The organism is Nocardia noduli (assembly GCF_019038455.1).
GTDB lineage: Bacteria > Actinomycetota > Actinomycetes > Mycobacteriales > Mycobacteriaceae > Nocardia > Nocardia noduli.
The window spans coordinates 21,323-27,560 of the sequence record NZ_JAFMPL010000111.1; the positions used below are offsets into that span (position 1 = coordinate 21,323).

General features: G+C 64.6%; 5 protein-coding genes. 4 read left to right on the forward strand and 1 reads right to left on the reverse strand.

The window, feature by feature from the left end; genetic code table 11:
- The first annotated feature begins 177 nt into the window (after positions 1–177).
- Positions 178–1,074, forward strand: coding sequence for a phosphotransferase enzyme family protein (locus tag JZ792_RS35010; protein WP_216917193.1), 897 nt, complete (start codon positions 178–180; stop codon positions 1,072–1,074).
- Positions 1,075–1,085: 11 nt separating this feature from the next.
- On the opposite strand, the gene JZ792_RS35015 is transcribed toward JZ792_RS35010, so the two are convergent.
- The gene (locus JZ792_RS35015; protein ID WP_498044268.1) at positions 1,086–2,432 is read right to left on the reverse strand and encodes a helix-turn-helix domain-containing protein; all 1,347 of its coding nucleotides are present in this window, start codon (positions 2,430–2,432) and stop codon (positions 1,086–1,088) included.
- A gap of 502 nt (positions 2,433–2,934) precedes the next feature.
- Here JZ792_RS35015 and JZ792_RS35020 point away from each other — a divergent pair.
- The 3 genes from JZ792_RS35020 to JZ792_RS35030 form a co-directional block, all read left to right on the forward strand.
- Complete coding sequence (locus JZ792_RS35020; protein WP_216917195.1) at positions 2,935–3,858, forward strand: nucleoside hydrolase; 924 nt, start codon at positions 2,935–2,937, stop codon at positions 3,856–3,858.
- On the forward strand, positions 3,858–5,006 hold the full coding sequence (locus JZ792_RS35025) for a cytochrome P450 family protein (protein ID WP_216917196.1): 1,149 nt from the start codon (positions 3,858–3,860) through the stop codon (positions 5,004–5,006). The genes JZ792_RS35020 and JZ792_RS35025 overlap by 1 nt, the downstream gene beginning before the upstream one ends.
- A gap of 11 nt (positions 5,007–5,017) precedes the next feature.
- On the forward strand, positions 5,018–6,238 hold a 1,221-nt coding region (locus JZ792_RS35030), incomplete at its 3' end, for a cytochrome P450 family protein (RefSeq protein WP_216917197.1).

A 6,238-nucleotide genomic window follows, 5' to 3' on the forward strand; every position in this document is an offset into this window, starting at 1 on the left:
CGGCATCGACGGTGGTGAGACTGTCGGTTTGATCGCCCCAGTGCGCGTGGACGTATCCGGCGACGCCGTGGGCGTAGGCCCGCAAGTGAGGCTCCTCGGACCGTGCTGCCCATGTCTGGGCAGCGACCGCGCTGTCGCGATGCGGCGCCGGTCCGCCAAGCCTCTTAGGCTGGGGGTGTGGCTGGGACAACTGCGTTTCTTCCGGAGGCAATCAAGGTTGTACTTGAGAAGGCTTGCCGAACGGTTGGCCTGGATCCTGCCGACGCGGTGATGCTCAGGCTGGGCGAGAACATCTTGTACGAACTTTCCACTGTGCGGGTTGTCGTCCGGATCGCACGGAACGCCCAGCACTTGGACGACGCGCGCAAGGAGATAGCAGTCGCTGGCTGGTTGGCTTCGCAAGGCTTTCCCGCGGCGCAGGTATTCGATGTCGGCTGCGAACAGCCGATACAGATCGATGATTACCCGGTGACCTTCTGGCGGTTCTTGTCCGGCCGGTCGGCAAACGTCAACGAAGCGGGGATGCTCGGTGGTTTGCTCCGTCGACTTCATCATCTGGGGCGACCTGCGATCGACCTTCCGCCTGTACGACCCTTCGGCCATGTCTGTGCGCGGCTGGAGTCGGCTCCGATTCCGGATGCGGACAACGAGCTGCTTCTTCGTTGCGTGGCCGACCTCGAGAACCGACTGGCAAGTGTCCGGTTCCAATTGCCGGAGGTGGCTGTTCACGGCGACGCACACGTGAAGAATTTGATGATTGCCGAAGATTCAGCGGTCCTGATCGACTTTGAAGCGTTCGCCTGGGGTCCGGCGGAATGGGACCTCGCCAAGACCGCGACCGAGGCCAGTATGGGAATGATCGGCGTGCAGGACTACCGGGCTTTCGTCGATGCCTACTGCCACGATGTCACGACGTGGTCCGGTTGGCCGGTCCTGAGGGGGATTCAGCAGGTCCGGATGGTGACCTGGCTCGCCCAGAACATCGATCATTCACCGAGGATTCGAGCTGAATATTGCAAGCGCATCGCAACTATCCGCACCGGTGTCTTCGTCGAGCCTTGGAGTGGCTTCTGATCAGTGGAGGATCAGCTTGCGATGGCGGGATGGTGTGTCCTGACCAGGTCAGCGTATGCCGCGAAAGCTGGGTGTCCGAGTGCGGGCGGGGGTAGGTGGCGATGGAAGTCTCTGAGATAGCGCAGATACCGGGCTGACTGTAGGTCCGAGCCGTTGATGATCGCAGAGGTTGCCAACGCGCCGGCCTCATCGAGGTCACCGGCGATCATGGCAGCGTCACCGGCGACCATCTGGATGAAGGCTGCGGTACGTGCAGGGGTGTCGTCGGTGAGGGCAGCGTCGAGAAACTCTCTCGCCTCGGGGACCATCCGCAGATCACGGAAGCAGTGGCTCGCGTCACCGGCCAGTTCAGCGGGGTCGTAGTAGGTGATCCACGTGGGTTCGTCGAGGCTGCGGCGTTCGAAGAGGGTTTCTGCTCGACAAATTGCGCCTGTCGAGCCTCGCCGGTCGGCGAGGCTGGCCAAGGCGCGCGCTTCCATCATCACGCACATTGTTTCCACCGACGGGGTGCCGCGGCCGCGCAGCGCCGATTGCGCAGCGCGGGCGTACATTATCGCGTCGTCGAACCGGCCTACGAAGTTCGCCTGGTGCGACAGGTTCGCCAGCAATCTTGCGCCGAGCAGGTCATCGCGTGCCTCTTGGGCGAGTCGCAGACCTTGAATGAAGTACCGCACGGCCGACGGGTGGCGTCCTGCGTCGTAGGCACTCCAGCCGAGCAATTGCGCCGCTTCGGCTGCGGCGGAGAAGATCTCACGTCGCGCGAGCGCTGGATGCACGGCATGCAATTGCGGCACGACCTCGCGTCTTACGTAGCGCAACAGAATCTTCCGGACGTGCCCACCTCCGTGCTGGAAGTCCATCGACATCATCGAGGCCACGGTGTGGCGGATCTGCTGGGCCAGCGCGACACCGAATACTGGCTCAGGCGAAGTCAGGGCGGGCGACTCACCGAACAGATAGTTGGTGATGACCTGTGACGCGGCTGCACTGGTGATCGTGCTCCCGCCGCTCAGCCCCTCAGCATTGTCGTGGTCCTTTTCGGCCAACACGTCGAGCATCGCGATCGCCCCGACAATATCGCGTTGGTACTCGTGTCCGCGATCGGACGGGTCGCCCCCGTAGGGGATCGTAAGCACTCGCGACAGCAAGTTGGCGTGGACTTCGTCGGGCTCGTAATGCCCGTTCTCCCAGCGGGATATAGCGACTCGCAGGCTGGCATGGCCGGTGAGGTTGAGTCCGTTGCGAGTCGCTGCTTCTGTCATCGCTGCGATCAAGGTCGCGACAGTCCAACCTCGTGCCTTCCGGGCTGCCCGGATGTCCTCGCCTCTCATGTCCACCTCAGCGTCAAGGTCCCGCATTTCCGTTTGACTTCGGAGTCCCGCATCGGCCGCAGCACTGTTACCAACTGCTACCTAGCGACACGCCGAGCGCATCAATCACGGTGACACGTAACCGTATCGCGTTTCAGATCGTTAGCTCTCATTCGAATAGGAATCGGTTCCTGTGATGTCGTGCCTGGTCGGAGTTCCACGTCGGAGATCGTTCCCGACGGCTTTGTTGCGCCGAATTCCCGCACCGTGTGCAGCACGAGAGACTCCGCCCCGTCCTGACTACATTGATCGCCCCTCTGAACCCGAGATTCGACGGCAGGAATGGGTTGCAGCGCAGTCAAATTCGCCCGATCCGCGCCGCGCAGCTACATCTCCCGCCACCGCTGCGGTGGCCTCACCCGCATCGAGACAAGGTCTGCCCATGGCTCCGATAGTCCGAAATCCCTCGCCCGGCGATCTGGGGGAATCGACAGCTGTTTCGACGGGCCTACTTTGGCCTGTTCTGCCGGAGGGTATGGGGTTGCCCGCAGTGGTCGATGTCGAATTTGGGGATTCACCGGATCAGGTGATGGCTGTATGGCTGGCGGCGCGGCTGCTGCGCAATTTGGCGTTGGTAGTGACCGGTGGCTTGACGCGCCGGGGAACTGTGGTGGCAGCCGACCTGATACGGGCATCGGGCCGGGACATACCCGTGGTCGCGGGCATGAGGGTGTCGCAGGCAGAGCAGTGCAGAACCGACGATGAGTTGTTCAGCCATGAAGGTCCGCATCCGCTTGCGGATGGGCTGCTCGAGGAGGTCGACGGACTGGCGACTCGGTATCCGGAGGGTCAGATCGTGTGGATCACGTTGGGTCCGGCTACGAACTTGGCTCGGGTGCTCAGTGCGCGCCCAGACCTGGCCCATCGGCTGGTGGTTGTGGTGCAGGCTGGAACCCTGCAAGTCCCTGGGGCGCGGGAAGCTGAATCCAACGTCGCGGCTGACCCGGTGGCGATGCGCGCGGTTCTTGCGGCCGCGCCGGGTCTGTCCAGTTTCCGAATGCTGTTGTCGGAGCATGCCTTCAACGCGGAGTTGGGTGTCGGTGCTGGCAGCCGTATGCGCCGGGTGCTGCACGGTTTGCCTTCACCGGCCGCCGCGCTGCTGGGGGGTTCCCGACGGTGGCTCGACGTGGACTCCGGGGAGTCGACGCAGGCAGGTGCGCTGGCGGTGGCGTGGGCGGCGGGCCTGCCGTTCGTCGAGCCGCAGTTCACGTCGATCGCCGTGACCGAGGACGGCCGGATGTATAGCGGGGTGGCCGGTGAGTACCGAATCCATGTCTCGAGGGCGGTGAAGGCGCCGCTGTTCGCAGCCTGGCTCGACCGACAGGTCGACGACGGCATTCCTTGTGCCAGTGGCGGTTCCGCTGGGCTCACCCCGACAGCGGTCTCATCGGCCACCGATCCGCAGGGGCGATGATGACCTGCACGTTGGATTCGGACGAGTTCTCGGCGGACGCTCCCGGCGCGTACCGGAAGCTGCGCGACGGGCACGGCCCGGTGGCGGTCGTGGAGCTGGAGGGCCGTCTGGTGTCGCTGGTTCTGGGATATCCGCAGGCGTTGGCTGTCTTGGGTGATCCTGACGGGTTTTCGTCGCATCCCCACTCTTCTGGGCATCCGGTGATGGCATGCCCGGCGGCGACAGGGCTACGTGTGCCGGGGGAGTCATCCTCGCCGTTCGCGTTGTACCAGTCGATGCTGGAGCGCCTCGATTTGAACGCGGTGCGTCGGGTCACCGGCGAGATCGCGATGGCTCATATCGCCGGGTTCTGTGAGCAGAGTTCGGTGGATCTGCTGACTGGGTTCGCCATCCCGGTGACCTGTGCGGTTTTCGAGAGCATCTTCGGTCTGACCCGGGAACTGGGGAACCGCGCCTACCAGTACCTGGGATTTTTGCGGGAGACGGTCGACCCTGCGGCGGCTGCGGGTTTGGCAGAGGTGATGGGGGCGGCGATTGCGGCCCACCCGGTGGGCTCGACCGCCGACCGGCTCGGCTGGTTGCGTGTCGAGGGCGCCGATCAGGTGCAGCTCGCCCGGCATGCGGCAGCGTTGTATGCCTGGTGTGAACCGACCTGGAATCTGATCGCGAACACGCTGCGCATGGCCGCCGCCGACAAGCTTTTCGGCGGGGATCTGCTCGGCGGTGGGCTGAGTGTGCGCGAGGCCGTCGATCAGGTGCTCTACACCGACCCTCCGCTGGGGAACGGGCTGGTCACCTATCCGCAGAGGCCGATGCCGCAATCGGTGGCCGGTGTGGAGATATCGGAACAGTACCCGGTCGTGATCAGCATCGCCGCCGCCAACGCCGACCCCATGATCGATGGCGGCGACCGAACCGGCAACCGTGCCCACCTGGCCTGGGGGGCACGCGACCGAGTCTGTCCGGCACAGCCTCTCGCGTCGACCGTCGCCATAGAGGCTCTCGAGCAGATGCTCGACGTGCTCCCGGAAATCACGATCGACCACGCGGCCGGGCCCTTGCGCTATCTGCCCGGCGGTGTCCATCGCGCGCTGGCCGCGCTACCGGTGCGATTCCCTCCCACCCGCATCCTCACACCCACGAACTGAGAGTCGACGCAGTGCAGCACCCACAACGTCACCAAATCTCGGTCGATGAACTCGGATCCCCCTACCCGCTGTGGACGCAGCAATTCGCCGCCGACCCCCATCAGGCCTACCGCGATCTGCGTGTCCGGTTCGGGTCTGTCGCACCGGTCGAATTGTCACCGGGGGTACCCGCCACTCTGGTTCTCGGATACCGGCAGGGCATAGCCGTTCTCAACGACCCTCGATTCAGCGCCGATCCCCGCGGATGGGAGAACTCCGGCACGATTCCCGCCGGGTGTCCGATCCTGCCGATGCTGGAATGGCGTCCCAATTCCCTGCGCTCAGGCCCACCCGACCACGCCCGCTATCGGAGGGCCACGACCGACGCGCTGACCGGGTTCGATCCCAATCACGTCAGCGGGATCATCGAGAGCGTCACCACCACGCTGGTCAACCGCTTCTGCGACCGCGGGGAAGCCGACCTGCTGAGCGAATTCGCCAGACCCCTGGTCTTCACCGTCATCAACGACATCCTCGGTTGTCCCGCTGATATCGGCGCGCAGATCGCGACCGCGTTGGCGGCGATGTTCGACAGCCAGGACACCGCCGCGGTCAATGCCAGCCTCGAATACGCACTGGGCAGTCTCGTCGCCCTCAAGCGAGCGCATCCAGGCCACGACGCGACCACCCGGTTGATCGCTCATCCGACACGCATGACCGATCAGGAACTGATTCACCAGATCCTGACCATCTACGCGGCCGCCAGCGAACCGCTCACGAACCTGATCGCCAACACGCTGGCATTGATGCTCGCCAACCTGAACCGATTCCTCACCAGTGCCGAGGGCCCCGGTCTGCCTACCGTATTGGCGCTGCTCGAGATGTTGGCCGACGACCCGCCGATGGCCAATCACTGCATCGTCTACCCGCACCAACCCGCCGACATCGATGGAATCTGGGTTCCACCACACCAGCCGGTGATCGTCTCCATGACCGCGTGCTCGGCCGACGCCAAACAACCCCGAGATTCCCGGCACGCCGCCACCTCGACCTCCGCTACCCAAGGCGAGTTGTCAGGCAGCGCCTGGCATCTGGGATTCGGCGCAGGCCCCCACGCGTGCCCGGCCCCTGCCCGAAACCTGGCCGAGCAGGTCGCTCGCCAGGCCATCGATTACCTGCTGGACCTCCTGCCGCTTGCGGAGATGGAGATCGACACCTCCCGCCCGATGCGCTGGCGCCCCGGCCCCTTCCAT